This is a genomic window from Enterobacter sp. SM3 (assembly GCF_009811935.2).
Lineage (GTDB): Bacteria > Pseudomonadota > Gammaproteobacteria > Enterobacterales > Enterobacteriaceae > Enterobacter > Enterobacter asburiae_D.
The window spans coordinates 3958223-3976362 of record NZ_CP099971.1 but is presented as its reverse complement, the minus strand read 5'-3'; the positions used below and the strand labels follow the sequence as shown (position 1 = coordinate 3976362).

Annotated in this window: 21 protein-coding genes; 6 read left to right on the top strand and 15 right to left on the bottom strand. The window is 56.5% G+C overall.

The genetic code is table 11. The features are described 5' to 3' along the window. Positions 1 to 30 precede the first annotated feature (30 nt). Positions 31 to 747, top strand: a complete 717-nt coding sequence (locus tag GVO84_RS18600) for a DUF2884 domain-containing protein (RefSeq protein ID WP_033146612.1) — start codon at positions 31 to 33, stop codon at positions 745 to 747. A gap of 75 nt (positions 748 to 822) precedes the next feature. On the opposite strand, the gene GVO84_RS18595 is transcribed toward GVO84_RS18600, so the two are convergent. The 6 genes from GVO84_RS18595 to GVO84_RS18570 all read right to left on the bottom strand — a co-directional run bounded on the left by GVO84_RS18595 (position 823) and on the right by GVO84_RS18570 (position 4563). Further along, complete coding sequence (locus GVO84_RS18595) at positions 823 to 1185, bottom strand: endonuclease domain-containing protein (RefSeq protein ID WP_159514868.1); 363 nt, start codon at positions 1183 to 1185, stop codon at positions 823 to 825. Between the two features lie 63 nt (positions 1186 to 1248). Next, on the bottom strand, positions 1249 to 2391 hold the full coding sequence (gene hemW / locus GVO84_RS18590) for a radical SAM family heme chaperone HemW (protein WP_121424614.1): 1143 nt from the start codon (positions 2389 to 2391) through the stop codon (positions 1249 to 1251). Continuing rightward, on the bottom strand, positions 2384 to 2977 hold the full coding sequence (locus GVO84_RS18585) for an XTP/dITP diphosphatase (protein ID WP_159514867.1): 594 nt from the start codon (positions 2975 to 2977) through the stop codon (positions 2384 to 2386). Before GVO84_RS18585 ends, hemW begins: the two co-directional genes overlap by 8 nt. 3 nt (positions 2978 to 2980) lie before the next feature. Beyond that, positions 2981 to 3277 (bottom strand): DUF167 family protein YggU, encoded by a 297-nt coding sequence (gene yggU, locus GVO84_RS18580; protein ID WP_023333349.1) that lies wholly within the window; start codon positions 3275 to 3277, stop codon positions 2981 to 2983. Next, on the bottom strand, positions 3274 to 3840 hold the full coding sequence (locus GVO84_RS18575; protein ID WP_121424612.1) for a YggT family protein: 567 nt from the start codon (positions 3838 to 3840) through the stop codon (positions 3274 to 3276). Before GVO84_RS18575 ends, yggU begins: the two co-directional genes overlap by 4 nt. 21 nt (positions 3841 to 3861) lie before the next feature. Beyond that, on the bottom strand, positions 3862 to 4563 hold the full coding sequence (locus GVO84_RS18570) for a YggS family pyridoxal phosphate-dependent enzyme (RefSeq protein ID WP_159514866.1): 702 nt from the start codon (positions 4561 to 4563) through the stop codon (positions 3862 to 3864). Between the two features lie 17 nt (positions 4564 to 4580). Here GVO84_RS18570 and GVO84_RS18565 point away from each other — a divergent pair, with 17 nt between their 5' ends. Further along, a complete protein-coding gene (locus tag GVO84_RS18565) occupies positions 4581 to 5561 on the top strand; it encodes a type IV pilus twitching motility protein PilT (RefSeq protein ID WP_159514865.1) in 981 nt (326 codons plus the stop codon). A gap of 10 nt (positions 5562 to 5571) precedes the next feature. Here GVO84_RS18565 and ruvX read toward each other — a convergent pair whose 3' ends face one another. The 8 genes from ruvX to metK all read right to left on the bottom strand — a co-directional run bounded on the left by ruvX (position 5572) and on the right by metK (position 12711). Then, a complete protein-coding gene (ruvX, locus tag GVO84_RS18560) occupies positions 5572 to 5988 on the bottom strand; it encodes a Holliday junction resolvase RuvX (protein WP_029739223.1) in 417 nt (138 codons plus the stop codon). After that, positions 5988 to 6548 carry a YqgE/AlgH family protein gene (locus GVO84_RS18555; protein ID WP_159514864.1) on the bottom strand — a complete coding sequence of 187 codons (561 nt, stop codon included), beginning with the start codon at positions 6546 to 6548 and terminating at the stop codon, positions 5988 to 5990. The genes ruvX and GVO84_RS18555 overlap by 1 nt, the downstream gene beginning before the upstream one ends. 87 nt (positions 6549 to 6635) lie before the next feature. Further along, positions 6636 to 7583 carry a glutathione synthase gene (gene gshB, locus GVO84_RS18550; protein WP_159514863.1) on the bottom strand — a complete coding sequence of 316 codons (948 nt, stop codon included), beginning with the start codon at positions 7581 to 7583 and terminating at the stop codon, positions 6636 to 6638. A 19-nt stretch (positions 7584 to 7602) separates the two neighbouring features. Further along, positions 7603 to 8334: a 16S rRNA (uracil(1498)-N(3))-methyltransferase gene (gene rsmE / locus GVO84_RS18545; protein WP_010435451.1), complete on the bottom strand. Its 732-nt coding sequence runs from the start codon at positions 8332 to 8334 to the stop codon at positions 7603 to 7605. A 51-nt stretch (positions 8335 to 8385) separates the two neighbouring features. Further along, positions 8386 to 9093: a deoxyribonuclease I gene (gene endA / locus GVO84_RS18540; RefSeq protein ID WP_109844596.1), complete on the bottom strand. Its 708-nt coding sequence runs from the start codon at positions 9091 to 9093 to the stop codon at positions 8386 to 8388. Positions 9094 to 9187: 94 nt separating this feature from the next. Beyond that, entirely contained in the window at positions 9188 to 9685 is a 498-nt protein-coding gene (locus tag GVO84_RS18535; RefSeq protein ID WP_045888327.1) for a SprT family zinc-dependent metalloprotease, read from the bottom strand. A 58-nt stretch (positions 9686 to 9743) separates the two neighbouring features. Beyond that, positions 9744 to 11141 carry a galactose/proton symporter gene (gene galP, locus GVO84_RS18530; protein ID WP_023309123.1) on the bottom strand — a complete coding sequence of 466 codons (1398 nt, stop codon included), beginning with the start codon at positions 11139 to 11141 and terminating at the stop codon, positions 9744 to 9746. Between the two features lie 415 nt (positions 11142 to 11556). Next, on the bottom strand, positions 11557 to 12711 hold the full coding sequence (gene metK / locus GVO84_RS18525; protein WP_010435443.1) for a methionine adenosyltransferase: 1155 nt from the start codon (positions 12709 to 12711) through the stop codon (positions 11557 to 11559). A 425-nt stretch (positions 12712 to 13136) separates the two neighbouring features. Here metK and GVO84_RS18520 point away from each other — a divergent pair, with 425 nt between their 5' ends. The 4 genes from GVO84_RS18520 to speB all read left to right on the top strand — a co-directional run bounded on the left by GVO84_RS18520 (position 13137) and on the right by speB (position 16621). After that, positions 13137 to 13280 carry a hypothetical protein gene (locus tag GVO84_RS18520; protein WP_420485051.1) on the top strand — a complete coding sequence of 48 codons (144 nt, stop codon included), beginning with the start codon at positions 13137 to 13139 and terminating at the stop codon, positions 13278 to 13280. Between the two features lie 94 nt (positions 13281 to 13374). Further along, entirely contained in the window at positions 13375 to 13506 is a 132-nt protein-coding gene (gene yqgB / locus GVO84_RS18515; RefSeq protein ID WP_127312443.1) for an acid stress response protein YqgB, read from the top strand. A gap of 8 nt (positions 13507 to 13514) precedes the next feature. After that, positions 13515 to 15491: a biosynthetic arginine decarboxylase gene (gene speA / locus GVO84_RS18510; protein WP_047650174.1), complete on the top strand. Its 1977-nt coding sequence runs from the start codon at positions 13515 to 13517 to the stop codon at positions 15489 to 15491. Between the two features lie 209 nt (positions 15492 to 15700). Beyond that, positions 15701 to 16621 (top strand): agmatinase, encoded by a 921-nt coding sequence (gene speB / locus GVO84_RS18505; protein ID WP_014071686.1) that lies wholly within the window; start codon positions 15701 to 15703, stop codon positions 16619 to 16621. Positions 16622 to 16673: 52 nt separating this feature from the next. Here speB and GVO84_RS18500 read toward each other — a convergent pair whose 3' ends face one another. Beyond that, on the bottom strand, positions 16674 to 17942 hold the full coding sequence (locus GVO84_RS18500) for an OprD family outer membrane porin (protein ID WP_159514861.1): 1269 nt from the start codon (positions 17940 to 17942) through the stop codon (positions 16674 to 16676). Between the last annotated feature and the right edge of the window lie 198 nt (positions 17943 to 18140).

Below are 18140 nucleotides of genomic sequence, written 5' to 3'. Positions count from 1 at the left end.
TGGCCCATTTTGTCTGAGGGAGTGTTTAAGATGCGCAAAACGTTGCTGGCTGTTGCTTTGATGGCAACCGGATTCACCGCCCATGCGGATTATCAATGTAGCGTCACCCCGCGTGATGACGTGGTGTTAAGCCCGCAAACCGTGCAGGTCAAAGGCGAGAACGGCAATCTGGTGATTACGCCGCAGGGGAACGTCACCTTTAACGGCAAGCAGTACAACCTGACTGCCGCACAGCGTGAGCAGGCGAAAGACTATCAGGCCGATTTGCGTACCGCGCTGCCATGGATTAATGAAGGCGCGCTGACCCGCGTTGAGAAAAGCCGCGTCGCGCTGGATAAGATCATCACCAAAGAGGTGGGGGAGAGCAGCAACATGCGCACCCGCCTGACGAAGCTCGATAAGCAGCTTAAAGAACAGATGAACCGCATTATCGAGACGCGCACCGACGGCCTGACGTTCCACTACAAGGCGATTGATCAGGTCCGTGCTGACGGGCAGCAGCTGGTGAATCAGGCGATGGGCGGCATCCTGCAGGACAGCATCAACGAGATGGGTGCCAAAGCCGTGCTGAAAGGCGGCGGTAACCCGCTGCAGGGCGTGCTGGGCAGCCTGGGTGGCTTGCAGACCTCCATTCAGAACGAGTGGAAGAACCAGGAAGATGATTTCCAGCAGTTCGGCAAAGACGTGTGTAAACGCGTGGTGTCGCTGGAAGATAGCCGGAAGGCGCTGGTGGGGACGCTTAAGTAAGATCTCTGCGCGCTGGGCCCCTCACCCTAACCCTCTCCCCAAAGGGGCGAGGGGATGGTTTGCTCCCTCTCCCTTTCAGGGAGAGGGCCGGGGTGAGGGTTGAGGCGCTTGCAGTGTTTCAAGGATCTTTTCCAACACAGCCTCTTCGTTATTCCAGAGTTCGTTGTTCCAGAATCGAATAACGAGCCAGCCCTTTTGGTTTAACCACAACGTCCTTTGACGATCGTATTCCTGCTTTTCATCATGTTGCCCGCCATCCAGCTCAACGGCCAGACGAGCCGCGCAGCAGGCGAAATCCAGAATGTAGTGACCTAAAGGATGCTGTCGACGAAATTTATAATTTTCGAAACGGCGGCTGCGCAGTAGATACCAAAGCCGCCTTTCTTCTTTTGTCAGCTCACGTCTGAGCTGTTTTGCATAAGAACGAGTAATTTCCATCCCCACACTCTGCCAGCCTTTCCCTCAGCCGGCAGAACGGGATGCAAAATCCTGAATCAGCCTTCAGGATTCTTCGGCGAGGAACAGCTCAAGAAGGGAGTTTAAGAACAGTTTGCCGTGCTCGGTGATCTGCCAGTATTCCTCACACTCGGTGAGATACCCCTGCGCCAGCGCCTCGTCGATCTGCGGGCGAATCACCGACTCCGACAGCCCGGTATAACGCACAAATTCCGCGCGCGGCGCAGCTTCCAGCAGACGGAAGCGGTTCATAAAGAACTCAAACGGCTTATCCGCCGCCTCAACGTCGTGCTGACGCTCCAGGTAGCGGCCTTCCATATACCCGCGCGGGTGGCGGGTTTTGGCGGTGCGCAGAATGCGCCCGTCCGGGAAGGTCACCTTGCCGTGCGCGCCGCAGCCAATCCCCAGATAGTCGCCAAAGCGCCAGTAGTTCAGGTTGTGCTGGCACTGGTAGCCCGGCTTCGCGTACGCGGACGTTTCATACTGCTGATAGCCCGCAGCGGTTAGAAGCCTGTGGCCCTGCTCGAAGATATCCCACAGCGCGTCGTCGTCCGGCAGCACCGGCGGGCGCGAGCCAAACAGCGTGTTTGGCTCGATGGTGAGCTGATACCACGACAGGTGCGGTGGGTTCAGTTCGATCGCCTGGCGCAGGTCGTCCAGCGCCTCTTCCAGCGACTGATCCGGCAGGCCGTGCATCAAATCGAGGTTGAAGCTGCGAAGATTAAGCCCGCTCGCCAGGTTTGCCGCGCGCTTCGCCTCTTCCGGGCCGTGAATGCGACCCAGACGTTTTAGCTTCGGCTCGCTAAAGCTCTGCACGCCGATGGAGATGCGGTTCACGCCCGCGCGCTGATAGTCGACAAAACGGTCGGCTTCAACGGTGCCGGGGTTGGCTTCCATCGTAATTTCCGCATCCGCCGCCAGGTTCAGGCGCGCACGCACGCCGTCCAGCAGCGTCTGCATCGCCGGGCCGGACAGCAGGCTAGGCGTACCGCCACCAATGAAAATGGTCTTAACTTCACGTCCCTGTGCGTAAGCGACATCGGCGTCCAGGTCGGCCAGCAGATGCGCAACGTAGTCATCGTGCGGCACTTCGCCCTTCAGCGCGTGCGAGTTGAAATCGCAGTACGGGCATTTCTGCACGCACCACGGGATGTGAATATAAAGACTCAGAGGCGGCAAATTAGCCATTACGCAGTGCTTCCAGTAACAGTTTCAGCGCGCGTCCACGGTGGGAAATCGCGCTTTTCTCTTCGCGGGTCAGTTCCGCAGCAGTTTTGCCCTCGGTCGGGACAAAGAAAATCGGGTCGTAGCCAAAGCCGCCGTTGCCAGCCGCTTCACGGGTAATCACACCCGGCCAGCTGCCGTGGCAGACGATCGGCGTCGGGTCTTCTGCGTGACGCATATAGACCAGCACGCAGTGGAACTGCGCGGTGCGCTGCTCGTCCGGGACGTCTTTCAGAGCGACAAGCAGCTTTTCCAGATTCTGCTGGTCGGTGGCGTCAACGCCGGAGTAGCGCGCGGAGTAAATCCCCGGCGCGCCGCTGAGAAAATCCACGGCCAGGCCGGAGTCGTCGGCAATTGCTGGCAGGCCGGTAATCTGCGCGGCGTGGCGTGCTTTGAGGATCGCGTTTTCGATAAACGTCAGCCCCGTCTCTTCGGCGGACTCCACGCCAAGATCGGTCTGGGCGACCACGTCCAGCCCAAAATCATTTAATAGCGAGGCCAGCTCGCGCACTTTACCGGCGTTGCCGGTCGCGAGAACAACTTTCTGCATGGTTTAGTCCTGTTCTTTCAGAGCCGCGACTTCCGTCGGGATAGATTGCGGATTAAGGATTTTTACCTGTTTATGTCGCCCAAGTTCACCTTTTTCAATGATGACCTGGCTTTTGGCGACGCGAAACTGTTTTGCCAGATATTTGGTCAGATGCGCGTTCGCCTGGCCGTCAACCGGCGGGGCGGTGATGGCGACTTTTAACTCGTCGCCATGCAGCCCGACAATACTGTCACGGCTGGCTTTGGGCTGAATATACAGCCGCAAGACCAGCCCGTCAGCGCAGGTGCTTACTGCACTCATAGCGCCATCCACAGCCCCGGCAGCAGCATGTTGCCCGTGGACTGTAACAGCTCAGCGATCCCCATGTTGACCACATAGAGCAGCAGAACCAGGATCATCGGGGAAAAATCGATGCCGCCCATAGACGGAAGCAGGTTACGGATCGGACGCAGCAGCGGCTCGGCCAGCTGAATCAAAGCATACTCCACCGGGCTACGCCCCTGGCTCACCCAACTCATAATGGCCATGACCAGCAGCACCCAGAAAATCAGCAGGCCGACGGTTTTGACCAGAATCAGGACCGCGGCAATCCAGATAATCGGCTGGAAGGTAATGACCATAAACAGCACGATTGCTTTGATAACGCTCAGAATAAACGCCACCAGCAGAGACGAACTGTCGATGGGACCCATGGCCGGGATAATACGGCGCAATGGTCCGACAATAGGCTGCGTGATTTTCACGACAAACTGCGAGAACGGATTGTAAAAATCACAGCGGGCCCACTGCATCCAGACGCGCAGCAATAGCGCCATCGTATACAGCTCAAGCACAGTTGAGAGCAGGAAAGTCAACGTCTTCATGGCGTTCCTCAGGTTTCCTTATTATTTTGAGTAGTCGCGCGCACCGAAAATTGCCGTGCCGATGCGCACCATAGTGCTGCCTGCCGCGATGGCGGCTTCCATATCATCCGACATGCCCAAAGAAAGCGTGTCTACCGTGTTATAGCGCGCTTTAAGCGCCTCAAATGCTACAGCCATTTGCTGTGCCACGGCAAACTGCCTTTCATAACTTGACTCAGGCGCCGGAATGGCCATCAGCCCGCGCAGGGTTAAGCGCGGCAGTTCTGCCACCTCTGCGGCCAGCGCGTCCAGTTCGCTCAGCGCAATGCCGGACTTGCTGTTTTCATCACTGATATTGATTTGAATCAGCACGTTAAGCGCGGACATCTCTGCGGGCCGCTGGTCGTTCAGACGGGTAGCAATGCGCAGCCGGTCAACGGTATGGCACCAGTCGAAGTGCTCTGCCACCAGACGGCTTTTGTTCGACTGCAGCGGGCCAATAAAGTGCCATTGCAGACTCGTCTTCCCCTGTTCCTGGAAGTAGCGAATTTTATCCACGCCTTCCTGCACGTAGTTTTCACCAAACGCCCGCTGGCCTGCATCAATGGCTTCTGCGATGGCGCTCGCAGGCTTGGTTTTGCTGACTGCAAGCAGCGTAATTTCTTCTGAAGCCCGGGCGCAACGCGTTGCGGCGGCTGAGATTTTGTCCCGGACCTGTGCCAGGTTATGCGCAATGTCGTTCATTTTCCGAGGAGTAGTCTATGGATGTGGAAGAAATTGTGGCCCTTAGTGTAAAGCATAACGTCTCCGATCTACACCTGTGCAGTGATTCACCGCCGCGCTGGCGCAGATTAGGCCAGCTTGAGCCAGCTCCCTTTCCGCCTCCCGACGTTGGGGCGTTATTAAAAGCGTGGCTCAACGATGAGCAGCAGGGAACCTGGTGGGCGAACGGGCAGGTGGACTTTGCCGCGACGGTAACGGGAGGCCAGCGTCTGCGCGGCAGTGCCTTTAAGCAGATGAGCGGTATCTCTGTGACGCTGCGGCTGTTGCCGCGTACCTGCCCGCAGCTCGCTTCGCTGGGCGCGCCGCGGGCAATCCCGGAACTGTTGTCCAATGATGCCGGGCTGATTCTGGTGACAGGGGCAACCGGCAGCGGTAAATCCACTACGCTGGCGGCGATGGTCGATTTTCTTAACCGCCATGCTGACGGCCATATCCTCACGCTTGAAGATCCGGTGGAGTTTATCTACCAGAGCGAGCGTTGCCTGATCCAGCAGCGGGAGATAGGCCAGCACAGCCCGTCATTTGCCGACGCGCTGCGCAGTGCCTTACGCCAGGATCCGGACGTTATTCTGCTGGGGGAGCTGCGCGACAGCGAAACGATCCGCCTGGCGCTGACGGCGGCGGAGACCGGACATTTGGTGCTGGCGACGCTGCACACGCGCGGGGCATCGCAGGCGATTGAACGGCTGGTCGATACGTTCCCGGCGCAGGAGAAAGATCCGGTGCGTAACCAGCTGGCCGGCAGCCTGCGGGCGGTGCTGGCGCAAAAGCTGCTTCCCGATCTACAGGGCGGGCGCGTCGCGTTGTATGAACTGCTGGTGAACACCGCAGCGGCGGCGAATCTTATTCGTGAAGGGAAAACGTGGCAACTGCCCGGCATCATCCAGACCGGTCAGCAGGCAGGAATGCAGAACTTTGACCAGAGTCTGGCGGAGAGACGGGCGCAGGGGCGACTGTAGGCCCCTCTGTTTAAAAGCCCTGGTCGAAATAGCTTTCGAGGATGATGACGGCAGAAGCGGAGTCCACGCTGCCTTTGTTGAGCGCACGGAAGCCGCCGTGCTCAAACAGGCCAGCACGCGCTTCGACGGTGCTAAGACGCTCGTCGTGAAGCTTCACGGAGACGCCAAAACGGCCATGGATTTTATTGGCGAACTTACGCGCCCGGGCGGTAAGCGGTTGTTCAGTGCCGTCCATGTTCAGCGGCAGCCCAACAATCACGTCATCCGGCTGCCACTCTTTGAGCAGACGCTCGATAAGATTCCAGTCTGGCGTGCCGTCATTAGCCTTCAGGGCCGTGAGCGGACGCGCGGTACCGGTGATGCGCTGACCCACGGCGACGCCAATGCTTTTGGTACCAAAATCGAAGGCCAGAAGCGTTCCGCTCATCAGGCGTGCCCCGCTACGCCAGGCATGGTCAGGATATCAATGCCAATCAGCTTCGCCGCGTCACGCCAGCGATCGGCGATAGGGGTTTTAAACAGAATATTCATGTCCGCAGGTGCGGTCAGCCACGCGTTATCGAGGATTTCTTGCTCAAGTTGGCCTTTCTCCCATGACGAATAGCCCAGCGCCACCAGCACTTCAGAAGGCTGCTCTGTGGTGCCCAGCGTTTCGAGCACGTCACGCGAGGTCGTGATAACGGTATTGTCGGAGATGCGAATGCTGGAAGAGAATACCGGCGGCGTATGCAGGATAAAACCGCGATCTTCTGCAAGAGGTCCACCCAGCATCACGGGTTTATCAAGCCGGATTTCCGGCAGTCGCGCTTCAGCCGGGATTTTCAGCTTGTCCAGAATTCCTTCAACCTGAAGATTTTCCAGCGGTTTATTGATGATAATGCCCATCGCGCCGTCTTCATTGTATTCACAAATATACACCACGGCGCGGCGAAAAATCGGGTCCTGGAGAGCAGGCATGGCAATAAGAAAGTGATGCTGTAAATTCATTGTCAGAGGTACTGTTTCCTGGTTTAAAAAGCGACAGCGCCCAGTATGGGGACAAACACAGGCGCTGTCACTAATAGTATTGTTAGGTTATTTCTGTAAACGTTTTTCGATAGCGTCCATCAGCATTCCGGTGATCGAAATCGGGAATTCCGCTTCAATTTCACGAATGCAGGTCGGGCTGGTGACGTTCACTTCGGTCAGGCGATCGCCGATGATATCCAGGCCAACGAAGATCAGGCCTTTGGCTTTAAGCGTCGGGCCAACGCGACGGGCAATTTCCCAGTCGCTTTCGGTCAGCGGGCGCGGCTCGCCGCGGCCACCGGCTGCCAGATTACCTCGGGTTTCGCCACCCTGCGGAATACGTGCCAGGCAGTAAGGAACCGGTTCACCATCCACCACTAGAACGCGTTTGTCGCCGTCTTTGATCGCCGGAATATAGTTCTGCGCCATGCAGTAACGCGTGCCGAGTTCGGTCAGCGTTTCGGCAATCACGCCAATGTTCGGATCGCTCTCTTTCACGCGGAAAATCGACGCGCCGCCCATGCCGTCCAGCGGCTTCATGATGATATCGCCGTGCTTCTGCCAGAATTCCTTCAGCTGCGCTTTGCTGCGGGTCACCAGGGTTTCCGGCGTCAGTTCAGAGAACCAGGCGGTGTAGAGCTTCTCGTTGCAGTCGCGCAGGCTCTGCGGCTTGTTGACGATCAGCGTGCCTTTCTCTTCTGCACGCTCAAGGATGTAGGTGCTGTAGATGTATTCGGTGTCGAACGGTGGATCTTTACGCATCAGGATGACGTTGAGATCGGCCAGGGCAATGTCCTGCTCGGTGCCGAACTCGTACCATTTGTCGTAGTTCTGCTCGACGTTAACGATGCGGGTGCGCGCGCGGGCTTCACCGTTGATCAGGTAAAGATCGTTCATCTCCATATAGTGGAGTTCATAGCCGCGACGCTGCGCTTCCAGCAGCATGGCGAAGCTGGAATCTTTCTTGATGTTAATGTTTGCGATGGGGTCCATCACGATGCCGAGCTTGATCATGTTCTTCTCCGTTAATGCTTCAACCCAGATCGCCAAACCGTACCTGTAGCGCGGTAATGGCCGTGAGTGCCGTTGTCTCAGTGCGCAGAACGCGAGGTCCCAACAGAATATCAGTAAACTGGTAACGTGCCGTCATCGCAATTTCGTCCGCCGACAGGCCGCCTTCGGGGCCAATCAGCAGGCGTACGCGCTCAACGGGCAGGGGCAGCGTATTGATGCTGGCGCTGGCGCGCGGATGAAGATTGAGCTTCAGCCCACTGTCCTCTTCTGCACACCAGTCCTCCAGATCCATCGCCGGGCGGATCTCCGGAATACGGTTGCGGCCACTCTGTTCGCAAGCCGCAATGGCGATTTTCTGCCACTGCTGGATCTTTTTATTCAGACGTTCCGCATCCAGTTTAACGCCACAGCGCTCAGAAAAAAGTGGCGTAATGAGGCTTACACCCAGTTCAATGGATTTCTGAATGGTGAACTCCATTTTCTCACCGCGCGACATCACCTGGCCCAGATGGATGTGCAGCGGTGATTCCCGGTCATCCACTTCGCCACGCAGCACGTTAACGTGTACGCTTTTTTTATCCGACCGCGTGATTTCCGCGTCGAAAACCTGGTTCGAGCCGTCGAACAGCTGGATAGCCTGACCTGCGCCCATGCGCAGCACGCGGCCAACGTGGTTGGCGGCGTCATCAGACAGGGCGATTTCGCGGCCTGCGGTAATCAGTTCAGGATGGTAAATGCGGGGAATGCGCATAGTCAGAAATTCCATGTGTCATGCGATATAAGCGAATTGCCGTAGTGTAGGTTAGCTCTTTTGCGCCTGGCAAGCCCGCTGGACGTAAGGGTTGTGATTCCCCTGGACTCTGGCGATACGTTCGTCGCGCTGGCATTCCCACTCCGTCACCGGGTACTGCTTGTCCCAGGCGTTGAACAGCTGCGTCTGCTGACGGGAGAGGTTGAGGTTGTAACGGTCACGCATATAGAAGTAGGTGCGGGCGATACTGCCGCGCGCGCGGGCAGGAGGCTCGGCGACTTTCTCTTTAAAATCAACCTTCATACCGCACTGTCCGTACTGGCCTTCGCCACCGTTCCACTGGCTGTACATGAAATTACCGCGGTCGCCGTTCACTTCACCTACGGCAGGCTGCAGGTTATGCATATCGCTTTCCATCTGGCGATAAACCGGATCTTTGGCGCAGTTTTTACGTCCGCCATCCTGCCAGCACTGGCGCTGGTGGCCAAACTGCCAGGCCGGAACGACATGCTCCCATTCGATACGGCTGGCGCGGTTTTCGTTTTTACGCACCTTATAGCCGCAGGACTCAAGGTCAACAACCCCTTTTTTACCCTGCCAGTTAATTTTACAGCCGCAGTAGAAATCGCCCGGCACATCGGCGTTCACCTTCACGCCTGCTGCCTTAGCCTGGGAAAAACTGTTGATACCGTCGGCCAGAGCATGGCCTGAGAGCGCCGTCGTCAGAAAGGCGACCGCGAGAGAAAAATTACGGGACATCTTACACTCCGTGTCAAAACGAGCCCGCAACGTAACGAATGTTGTTCCTGTATGCAATCAGTCAGATCAGGAAAGTTCCTGAAAGTTCAGATGATTATTCCGCAACCAGCGGCTCGCCGCATTTGACGCAGCGGTAAGTCGCCTCGCCGCGCACCACGCGATTATGGCGGCGGACGGTAAGCTGATGCTGCTGACACTGGCAGCGGTAGGGGAAGGTATTGCGGCGCACCGATTCCAGCTCGAACTGATGGGTACGGCGTGCCGGAACGCCGAGCACCGCTTCCATCATCCACTTCCACTCTTTCCCGTGGGGCGCAACGCGTCCGAAGTGTTTCCACACCAGCAGATGCGCCAGCTCGTGCGGTACCACTTCCTCGATAAACGCCTGCTGGTTTTCCATCATCAGCACCGGGTTAAGGCGTATCTCATAAGGCTCGAGCCAGGCGGTGCCGGCCGCGGTGCCGCGCTGCTGATAAACGATCTTAGGTTCAGGGTAATTGCGACCGAGCTTCAGGTTCGCCTGGGCGAGTTTTTCCCGCAGGCAGCGCATAACGGCTTGCTGAAGGGCGATGGGGAGACGGGGTGCTTTCATAGGGGCAGAGCATAAAGCGCGAAGCGGGGAGGCGCAAGAGGCGCCTCCCGCATGAGGATCAGTCGTGGGCGCCGATTTCGCGCAGCGGGCGACCTTTCATCAGGTTACGTTCAATATGTTCAAGAGAAACGTGTTTGGTTTCTGGAACCAGCCAGATAGTCAGCACAATAAAGAAGATATTCAGACCGGCGTAGACCCAGAAGGTGTTCGCGTTGCCCAGGGTATTGAGCATGGTCAGGAACGTTGCGCCGACGATCATGTTGGCAATCCAGTTGGTTGCGGTAGAGCAGGTGATACCAAAATCACGCCCTTTCAGCGGCTGGATCTCAGAGCACAGCACCCAAATCAGCGGGCCAGCGCTCATCGCAAACCCGACGATAAACATCAGCAGCATGCCGACGGCAAAGTACTGGGCGGTTGGTGAGTGAATGCCCACATGCATCATGGTACCGAGGACACCCATACCGGCCGCCATCACCAGGAAGCCCAGCGTCAGGGTTGGCTTACGTCCCCAGCGGTCCACCAGACCGATGGCGATAAAGGTCGCCAGCACGTTGGTCAGACCCACGATAACGGTCCCCCACATCTGCTCGGTGGTGTTGGTATAGCCCGCCAGCTCAAAGATTTTTGGCGCGTAATACATGATGACGTTCATCCCGGTGAACTGCTGCATCACCTGAAGCAGTACGCCGAGGAACACCGCGCGGCGGAAGTTGCTGTTCTCTTTAAACAGCGCCCAGCCGGACTGTTTGACCTTCAGGCTTTCGCGGATCTCTTCCAGCTCGTTTTTCGCTTCGGCGCTGGTGTCGCGCAGGCGCATCAGTACGCGTTCGGCATCGTGGAATCGACGTTTCGCGGCAAACCAGCGCGGGCTGTCCGGCAGGAAGAAGACCCCAATCAGCAGCAGAATGGCCGGGATGATGATCACGCCGAGCATCCAGCGCCATGCGCCGCTGTAGCTAAACGCGGTATCGGAAAGGTACGCGCCCAGAATACCGATGGTGATCATCAGCTGATACATCGAAATCATACTGCCGCGGATTTTCTCCGGCGCGATTTCAGACAGGTAAAGCGGGGCGGTATAGGACGCCACGCCCACGGCCAGGCCGAGCAGCACGCGGGAAACCAGCAGAACCTCAACGTTAGGCGCTGCGGCAGAGAAGAGTGAACCGGCAACGAACAGGATCGCGCCGATCATCAGGCTCTTTTTACGCCCGAGCTTGAAGGAGAGCCAGCCGCTGCCGACGGCCCCGACGGCAGCGCCAAACATCATGGAGCTGACCACCCACTCCTGAGTGTGAGCGCTGATCTGGAACTCGTCAGTGATGAAAGGTAATGCACCGGCAATCACGCCGATATCCAGGCCAAAAAGTAATCCTGCCAGGGCGGCGAGGAAACAGACGAAGAATGTCATCGCCTTGTTGGACGTACGCCCCTGTTTTTTATTGTCAGGCATTATGCCCTCCAGTTGGGTTATCAGTTTTATTGATGTAAAGGGTAGGTGAGTGACCCGTAAAAATATGTGAGATTAATCACATAGGTGTAATCGGTTACACTAACGCGGAACCGTAAAAATAATTAAAGCTTTGAAAATATAGAGGTAAACGAGGTGATACGCATCGCGTTTGTTAGAATTTCGGACTTAACTGAAATGAAATGTAACAGCAGAAGAAAGGCGATCAGGCAAAGAGATTATTCTGAAAGCGGGATATATTCGGCATGGTGTAATCGGTTTCAAATATTGCCGGGTGGCGGCTGCGCCTTACCCAGCCTACAAACACCTCAAAACCCGTAGGTCGGGTAAGGCGCAGCCGCTACCCGACACAAAAAAGGCCAGCGCAAAGGCTGGCCTGTTTAACGCTGTCAGTCGATTACTTCAGACCGGCAGCTTCACGCAGCAGGGCGGCTTTGTCGGTTTTTTCCCATGGGAAATGTTCACGACCAAAGTGACCGTATGCCGCGGTTTCTTTGTAGATTGGGTGCAGCAGATCCAGCATCTGAATCAGGCCGTATGGACGCAGGTCGAAGAACTCGCGCACCAGCAGCGTCAGCTGTTCTGAAGGCACTTTTTCAGTACCAAAGGTTTCAACCATGATGGAGGTTGGCTCAGCCACGCCGATAGCGTAGGAAACCTGGATCTCACAGCGGTCAGCCAGGCCGGCAGCAACGATGTTTTTCGCCACATAACGTGCAGCGTACGCCGCAGAACGGTCAACTTTAGACGGATCTTTACCGGAGAACGCACCGCCGCCGTGACGCGCCATGCCGCCGTAGGTATCAACGATGATTTTACGACCGGTCAGACCGCAGTCACCCATTGGGCCGCCGATAACGAAGCGTCCGGTTGGGTTAATGAAGAATTTGGTCGCAGAGCTCAGCCATTCGGTCGGCAGAACCGGCTTGATGATCTCTTCCATCACTGCTTCCTGCAGGGATTTCTGATCGATATCTTCGGAGTGCTGGGTAGACAGAACCACCGCGTCAATACCGACGATTTTACCGTCGTCGTACTGGAAGGTGACCTGGCTTTTCGCATCCGGGCGCAGCCACGGCAGGGTGCCGTTTTTACGCACTTCGGCCTGACGCTGCACCAGACGGTGTGCGTAGGTGACCGGTGCTGGCATCAGCACGTCGGTTTCGTTGGTTGCATAGCCGAACATCAGGCCCTGGTCGCCCGCGCCCTGTTCCAGCGGATCGGCACGGTCAACGCCCTGGTTGATGTCTGGAGACTGTTTGCCAATTGCGCTCAGTACCGCGCAGGAGTTGGCATCAAAGCCCATATCAGAATGCACATAGCCGATCTCACGCACCGTGTTACGGGTGATCTCTTCGATATCAACCCATGCGCTGGTGGTGATCTCACCGCCAACCAGAACCATGCCGGTTTTGACATAGGTTTCACACGCTACGCGCGCTTTTGGATCCTGCGCCAGGATCGCATCCAGCACCGCATCGGAGATTTGGTCAGCAATTTTATCAGGATGTCCTTCTGATACGGACTCGGACGTAAACAGGTGTTTTGCCATGTTTTATTTCACCTAAGAGGAATTTGGTTAGCTCAAGCTGCTGTGTGGAATAGCCAAAGGAGATAATTCTACCAAGGCCTGCAGGTTTTTGACACTGGCAGTATGAGTGTTAATCAGTATAGATGGATTAACATCTGGATGGCTATTTTAGGTCACTTCTTCGCCCGATTTCCAGTTTTTTTTGACTAACCTCTCACTCAGTTGAAATTGCGGCTGGCAATAATTCCTGACGGCCCCGGCAACACGCACATTTATCTTTTGCTTTTTACCCCTGTTCTCGGTATAAAACGCGGCGCGCGGCTCATATAAAATAAGCGCTCGATGAACTCATCGTGTCGCCACTTCCAGCCGGGTTAAGCAGTGAACTTTTAGCTTTGGCTTGTGGTCCGTTTCATTAGAGGCGGCCGTGGAGGTGATACGAGATAATGAACCATCGTTTTCCGCACATTCAGCGCAGCCGTTCTGGCGCGTATTTGATTCCCGCAACCCGCATTTCTAGTCTGCAAACCTGCCGATGTTATACCCATCTCGGCGCTTCTCAGGATTCAAGGGCCGGTTACGCTCTGTGAAAACTGAACAAGGGCGCTCTTGTTAATACAAGAGTTTTCTCGTGGTTTCGCCGAACCTTGTCATACAGAGTTCGGATACGTGTTTTACAATGATATGAATAAGAAACCGGTCGCACGGTCTGGTTTTCAGCATACTCTGCTGGGAAACGGAGCCGTTTATGGGTTGTTATCGCCGTATAACGCTGCGATAGTAGTCAACTGTTTTACACTTAATACAAAGAGTTGAGGTTCGCTATGTCTGACGACATGTCTTCTTTTTCGCCTTCGTCAGCGGGCGAACAGGGTGTACTACGTTCTATGCAGGAGGTTGCGATGAGCTCCGAGGAAGCCAGCAAGATGCTGCGCACTTACAATATTGCCTGGTGGGGCAATAACTACTACGACGTCAACGAACTGGGCCACATCAGCGTCTGCCCGGATCCGGACGTCCCTGAAGCGCGCGTGGACCTTGCTAAACTGGTGAAAGCCCGTGAAGCTCAGGGCCAGCGTTTGCCTGCACTGTTCTGCTTCCCGCAGATCCTGCAACATCGCCTGCGTTCTATCAACGCCGCCTTCAAGCGCGCGCGTGAGTCCTACGGCTATAAAGGCGACTATTTCCTGGTTTACCCGATCAAGGTGAACCAGCACCGCCGCGTGATTGAATCCCTGATCCACTCCGGCGAGCCGCTGGGCCTGGAAGCAGGCTCCAAGGCGGAACTGATGGCGGTTCTGGCGCATGCGGGCATGACCCGTTCGGTGATCGTCTGTAACGGCTATAAAGACCGTGAATACATTCGTCTGGCGCTGATTGGCGAGAAGATGGGCCACAAGGTCTATCTGGTTATCGAAAAGATGACCGAAATCGCCATCGTGCTGGAAGAGGCCGAGCGTCTGAACGTCATCCCACGCCTTGGCGTGCGTGCGCGTCTGGCGTCACAAGGTTCCGGTAAATGGCAGTCCTCCGGCGGCGAGAAATCCAAGTTCGGCCTGGCGGCAAACCAGGTGCTGCAGCTGGTGGAAATCCTGCGCGAGCGCGGTCGTCTGGACAGCATTCAGCTGCTGCACTTCCACCTCGGCTCGCAGATGGCCAATATTCGCGACATCGCCACCGGCGTGCGTGAATCCGCGCGCTTCTACGTGGAGCTGCACAAGCTTGGCGTGAATATTCAGTGCTTCGACGTGGGCGGCGGCCTCGGCGTGGACTACGAAGGGACCCGCTCGCAGTCTGACTGCTCGGTGAACTACGGCCTGAACGAATACGCGAACAATATCATCTGGGCGATCGGCGATGCCTGTGAAGAGAACGGCCTGCCGCACCCGACGGTGATCACCGAATCCGGTCGCGCGGTGACCGCGCACCATACGGTGCTGGTCTCTAACATCATCGGCGTTGAGCGTAGCGAAATCTCAGAAGCGACGCCTCCGGCAGACGATGCCCCGCGTTCCCTGCAAAGCATGTGGGAAACCTGGCAGGAGATGCACGAGCCGGGCACGCGTCGTTCCCTGCGCGAATGGCTGCACGACAGCCAGATGGACCTGCACGACATTCACGTGGGGTATTCTTCAGGCACCTTCAGCCTGCAGGAGCGCGCGTGGGCGGAGCAGCTTTATCTGAACATGTGCCATGAAGTGCAGAAGCAGCTCGACCCGAGCAACCGCGCGCACCGTCCGATTATCGACGAGCTGCAGGAGCGTATGGCGGATAAGATTTACGTCAACTTCTCGCTGTTCCAGTCGATGCCGGATGCCTGGGGTATCGACCAGCTGTTCCCGGTTCTGCCGCTGGAAGGGCTGAATCATGCCCCGGAACGTCGTGCGGTGCTGCTGGACATCACCTGTGATTCCGACGGCGCTATCGACCACTACGTTGACGGCGACGGTATTGCGACGACGATGCCAATGCCGGAGTACGACCCGGAGAACCCGCCGATGCTGGGCTTCTTTATGGTCGGCGCGTATCAGGAGATCCTCGGCAACATGCACAACCTGTTCGGCGATACCGAAGCGGTGGACGTGTTCGTGTTCCCTGACGGCAACGTTGAAATCGAGCTGTCCGATGAAGGTGACACCGTGGCGGACATGCTGGAATACGTTCAGCTGGATCCGAAAAAACTGCTCACCCAGTTCCGCGACCAGGTGAAAAACACCGGTCTGGACGATGCGCTCCAGCAGCAGTTCCTGGAAGAGTTTGAAGCGGGTCTGTACGGGTACACCTACCTGGAAGACGAGTAAGAAAACCTCCCTCTCCCCGTGGGAGAGGGGCGGGGTGAGGGCAAAGACCGCACAATGCCCTATACTCACTTGAACCCGTATGCATTACCGGCGATAATTCGCCCCAATAAGCGATTTACGAATCAATCCCTTCCTCGTCGGGTTTAACGACGCGGAGGGGATTTTTTTTCATCTGTTTTTAATGTATCGACTTTAAAAGAGGTCAGGACATGAGCACTTTAGGTCATCAGTACGATAACTCTCTGGTATCTAACGCGTTTGGTTTTTTACGCCTTCCGATGAACTTCCAGCCTTACGACAGCGACGCTGACTGGGTGATCACCGGCGTACCGTTCGACATGGCAACGTCCGGTCGCGCGGGTGGTCGTCACGGCCCGGCAGCAATCCGTCAGGTTTCCACGAACCTGGCCTGGGAGCATAACCGCTTCCCGTGGAACTTCGACATGCGCGAGCGCCTGAACGTGGTGGACTGCGGTGACCTGGTGTATGCCTTCGGCGACGCGCGTGAGATGAGCGAAAAGCTGCAGGCGCACGCCGAGAAGCTGCTGGCTGCCGGCAAGCGCATGCTCTCCTTCGGCGGCGACCACTTCGTGACCCTGCCGCTGCTGCGCGCCCACGCGAAGCACTTCGGTAAAATGGCGCTGGTGCACTTCGATGCGCATACCGACACCTACGCGAACGGCTGCGAGTTCGACCACGGCACCATGTTCTTCACCGCGCCGAACGAAGGTCTGATCGATCCTAACCACTCCGTGCAGATCGGTATTCGCACCGAGTTCGACAAAGACAACGGCTTCACCGTGCTGGACGCGGGCCAGGTTAACGATCGCGGCGTGGATGACATCATCGCTCAGGTGAAGCAGATCGTGGGTGATATGCCTGTGTATCTCACCTTCGACATCGACTGCCTGGATCCGGCATTTGCACCGGGCACCGGTACGCCGGTCATCGGCGGTTTGACCTCAGATCGTGCCATCAAGCTGGTGCGCGGTCTGAAGGATCTGAACATTGTCGGGATGGACGTGGTGGAAGTGGCGCCTGCGTACGATCAGTCCGAGATCACTGCGCTGGCCGCAGCGACCCTGGCGCTGGAAATGCTCTATATTCAGGCTGCTAAGAAAGGCGAGTAAGCCTCGCCTGGCGTGAAAAAAAACCTCTCTCTTGAGAGGTTTTTTATTGCCTTTAGAACACGTTAAACGGGTATTCCACGTAAGCGCGGATCTCGTCCCCGCCCACGTTGTACTCGCTGGCGTTGCTGGAGACGCGCAGGACGGAGTAGCGCAGTTTCAGTTTCAGGTCCTTCGCCGGACCATCCTGCACCTGGTACTGGATCTGGTTAAACCACTCGTGCTCTTTGCCGTTGCTGGTTTCAGAGGTTTTGATGTTATCGCCGCGCACGTAGGCGGTGGTCCAGCTCAGGCCCGGCAGGCCAAGGCCGCTAAAGTCCAGACCGTAGGATGCCTGCCAGGAACGTTCATCTTCACCGTTAAAATCAGACCAGTAGGAGTTCGCCAGCCAGATGGTGTTACCGCCGTCACCCACGCCGCCCTTGTCGCGATAGCCGCCGTAGTTGTAGCCGGTGCTGCCGCTGCTCTGCTGGTACGCCACTTTGAACGTGTGAATGTCCCAGATGTAGCTCGCCGCCAGACTCCAGATGGTGTTGCTGCGGCCCGTGTCGAGGCTGTCCGCGTAACCCTGGTCCAGACGGGAGTTATAGCCGTTGAAGTCGAGCACCAGCTGCTGCCCGGTGCTGAACGGCTGTTTGAAGTTCATGCCCAGGTACTGCTTGTTCATCACCTCTTCATTATGAGAGGCGTACAGCGCGCCGCTGAACTGGTCGTTAAACTGATAGCTCGCACCGCCGAAGGAGATGCTTTTCAGTCCGCTGTCGTGGCGGTCATCGCTTTTACGCTGCTCGTCGGTGAAGTAACCGGCGTTGACTTCCAGACCGTCGATCTCTTTCGAGGTGAGCATGGTGCCAGTGTAGCTTTCAAACAGCAGGCGGGAGCTGTCTGCATTGATGATAGGCAGCTCAGGACGCTGATTTCCGTAGCTCAGCACGGTGTTTGATATGCGCATTTTGGCGGTAGCGCCAAACTTTGCCAGATCGGATTTTGCCCGGCCATCGTCTTCCTGTTTAAAGAAGTCGATGCCGCCTGCGCCGCTTTTGCCACGGCCGCCGTCCAGGCGCACGCCGTATTGAGCAATACCGTCCACACCAAAGCCCACCAGCCCTTCGGTATAGCCGGATGCAAAGGTGGCGATGATCCCCTGACCCCATTCTGCTTTGTCCTGCTGGCCCTGATGGTAGTCGCGGCTGATATACGCATTGCGTAAAAACAGATCCAGATGGCTGTCGTCAATAAAACCCTGGCTGTCGGATTGCTGGCTTGCGGCGGCAGGTAATGCGGCAAATAAACTTAAAGCAATTAATGATATTTCTTTTTTCACGGAGGGAACGTCTCTGTCTGGATATATTAATTTGAATAACTGCGGGGTGATAATTACCGGAAAAAGTAACCTTTGCAATAATTATGTGACCAGACATTTCAATGTGACAGGGCAGATTTGGCGGGGCTTTCAGAGGTGTTATCGATACGTGCTGTTAAGTTAACAATTCATGCGAAATAAAAGGGAGGCAAAACTGCC